Origin of the sequence: Nocardia sp. CY41 (genome assembly GCF_009829325.1) — a bacterium.
Lineage (GTDB): Bacteria > Actinomycetota > Actinomycetes > Mycobacteriales > Mycobacteriaceae > Nocardia.
The window spans coordinates 1-2,791 of sequence record NZ_VUOS01000095.1 but is presented as its reverse complement, the minus strand read 5'-3'; the positions used below and the strand labels follow the sequence as shown (position 1 = coordinate 2,791).

Genomic DNA, 2,791 nt, shown 5'->3' with positions numbered 1-2,791 from the left:
TTCCGTGGCGACCGGCGCGGGCCAGTGGGGCCCCTACATCGAACACGCGGGAGCCAGATGCGAGATCGGCTTCCACGGCAGCTTCACCTGCACCTCGAAGGGCCACGCTTTCAGCTCCTTCGCAGGAAGCATCTCCGCATAGTGCCGGGAGATATCGCCGGCGGGTGTTCCGGAATTCATTTCGGTACGGTTTCGCCATGGTGACGGTGGATCAGCATCCAGCAGGTGGTTGGGATCTGGGCTATGCGCGGGTCAGCTCGACCAAGCAGAGCCTCGACCGCCAATTGGCCGCGCTTGCCGATGTCGGGATTCCGGCTCCGCGGATCTACGTGGACAAGAAGACCGGAGCGACCGTCGATCGGCCCGGTTTGAGCAGGCTTGTGGCCTACGCGCGGCCCGGGGATCGGATCGTGGTGCACACACCTCTTGGACCGGTTGGGTCGCAATCTGCTAGAGGTGTTGAACCTGATCCACGATCTGCGCGAGCAGGGTATCGGGGTGAAGTCGCTGGCGGATCCGGTGCCGATCGACACCGCAGATGAGGGGATGGGGCGGGTGGCGGTGCTGCTACTGGCCCTGTTCGCCGAGATGGAACGCACATTCACTGCGGAGCGAGTTGCGCACGCTCGTGCGGTCGCCGAGGCCTCGGGGCGGCGCATGGGACGCCCGATCGCCCACCCGGAAGACAAGATCGAGTACGCGCGGCTGCTGCGGCGGGAGAACCAGTCGCTGGAGGAGATCGCGAAGAAGACCGGGATCCCGTTAACGATCGGGTGCGAAGCCCGCGCGGGCACCGACTCCATGCGAGGGCAGGACGGCGTCGATTTCCTGGGCAGGCGCCCCAAGTCTGCACCTGCCTCAGTGGTGAGGTTCGATTGAGCAACAGCATCACCCGGGCCTTGGTCGGGATTGTGCACAATCTGACTCGCCTGACCGGCAGAGGAGCCGAGAGGGCCGGGGACATCGAGAAGGGCGCGGCTCGCTTTATCAAGGGAGATGTCGATGAGAAGGTGGTCCACGCCGACCACCGTGGCAAGCGTGAGATCGAACAAGCGGGTGAGGGGCTGCAAGCGCCGGAGACAGAAGGCGCACCGGCCCGACACCAACGGCACCGGTCCGGACCGGACTCGGCAAGGACGTCGACGCGCTCGTCGCCTTGTCACCTACGCTCTCAACCGCGATCCGCGACCTTCAAGCTCCGTCGCTCTCGCTCGCGGAAAGGCTCACATCTCTACCTTATTTCCCGCCGAGCGGAAAATGGAAAATCGCTTACGGCAAAGGAAAAGGGACGTTTTGCAATCATGCTGCCCGCCGGATAGTCATCGGCCCCGACTACGTACGCGTGGGCGCCGACTGGGTGGCCCGCGCACTTGCCCATGAGGTCGGCCATGCGCGGCTGATCGAGAAATATCCCGGCCTGGACAATCTGTTTTCCTGGGAGGGAATGACCAGGACAGAGTGGGTGCGAGCGCACTGCGGTGCGGAAATGCGACAGGAAGGTGAAGCAGAGCTGACCGCCTTGGATGTACGGAAAGAGATACTCGGCAACGGCGGACCGGACATCGACCCCGATTACTATTACGGGGATGTCTATGAGAGGTACGAGCGAGGAGATATATCCAGGCATGAGGCCAGGGGTGAAATCGCAAAATACTACGGTGCCAAGACCATGAGCCTCACCGGCGAAACATACCTGAGCCACTACAGTAAATTCTATGAGCGGTTGTGGTTTCAATTCGGAGGCGCGGGCTGTGGAGCGAGTGATCGGTACCAGGAGTGGTTCGAGCCGTTGTGACCCCGTGGAGTGGACTGGCCGCCCCAGTGGTACCGGTGTGATATCGGCCGATAAGGAGACTGACGTGACCTTCTGCCTTGCCGGTGAGGTCTGTCGTATCGTGGGTCGCTTGCTGGCGGTTCGTGGTGACTACACACCAGAGGTTGTCGCTGAAGCGTGCTCTGTCGAGTTGCGCGAGGTTACCGTTCCCGGCGAGGTCGTGCGTGAATTCGGGGGGAGCTTCGGTACGGGACCATTCTCGACGGTGTCCTTCCGGGGACCTGCCACCCCGGGGGAGCGTTCGAGCAGCCTGATCGTGCTCGACGTCGATGAGAGTGCTCGAATTGCCGGAACGGATATCGAAGCTCAGCTCGACCTATCCGCGGCCGTCATCTCCGCGGACCCGCGGATACCTCTGGAGGGAGTCGTCTCCTTCCGGATCCGGCACGATTGCAGAGCAGTGACCTTCCAATTCGCATTACCCTCGTACACGCTGAGCGTGGTCGCCGTTCACGAACACATGTGACGGCAGAACCTGGCCCGGTCGCAGACCCGGACATCGATCAGCCTGCCGCCCATTCCCGGCCCCAAATCCGGGGCGAGTGTTCATGTCGAGCCGGAATCGGCCGTAGGGCGTTTGGACCAGAACAACGCGGCTCAGTGCGCGGCAGCTCGTATAGCCCGGCCCGCGAATTCCGTGTCCGAACAACGTGTCCCGCACCCGCAGCGGCCGATACCCGTCGGGCCGAGTTGCGCCGCGGGTCTTGGCCGCGGCGATGCCCTCGCGCTGGCGTTCGAGGATGAGGGCGCGTTCGAACTCGGCGAAGGCGCCCATCACGCTCAGCAGCAGGTTCGCCATCGGTGAGTTCTCTCCGGTGAAGGGGGTACCAGTAGTAATCGTGCGGAAAGCAACGAAGTTGCCTTGACCAGCAGAGATGGCGGGTTTCCGGTTACCCCGATTTCGTCGTCCGCGTGGCGGTCAGATGTCGTTCCAGTCCCATGCCGGGGCGGGGCTGC

5 protein-coding genes are annotated in these 2,791 nt (G+C 63.2%); 4 read left to right on the top strand and 1 reads right to left on the bottom strand.

The annotated features are described in order from the left end of the window. Positions 1–197: 197 nt before the first annotated feature. From GVY64_RS39405 to GVY64_RS36710, 4 genes are all read left to right on the top strand, one after another. A complete protein-coding gene (locus tag GVY64_RS39405; protein WP_201298333.1) occupies positions 198–542 on the top strand; it encodes a recombinase family protein in 345 nt (114 codons plus the stop codon). Further along, positions 427–879: a recombinase family protein gene (locus tag GVY64_RS37540; RefSeq protein WP_268895718.1), complete on the top strand. Its 453-nt coding sequence runs from the start codon at positions 427–429 to the stop codon at positions 877–879. Before GVY64_RS39405 ends, GVY64_RS37540 begins: the two co-directional genes overlap by 116 nt. 277 nt (positions 880–1,156) lie before the next feature. Then, entirely contained in the window at positions 1,157–1,795 is a 639-nt protein-coding gene (locus GVY64_RS36715; RefSeq protein WP_159851266.1) for a hypothetical protein, read from the top strand. 64 nt (positions 1,796–1,859) lie between these two features. Beyond that, positions 1,860–2,300, top strand: a complete 441-nt coding sequence (locus GVY64_RS36710) for a hypothetical protein (RefSeq protein WP_159851264.1) — start codon at positions 1,860–1,862, stop codon at positions 2,298–2,300. Here the strand turns inward: GVY64_RS36710 and GVY64_RS38995 are convergent. Continuing rightward, complete coding sequence (locus GVY64_RS38995; RefSeq protein ID WP_442939693.1) at positions 2,253–2,711, bottom strand: recombinase family protein; 459 nt, start codon at positions 2,709–2,711, stop codon at positions 2,253–2,255. The two genes, GVY64_RS36710 and GVY64_RS38995, sit on opposite strands and share 48 nt — an antisense overlap. Between the last annotated feature and the right edge of the window lie 80 nt (positions 2,712–2,791).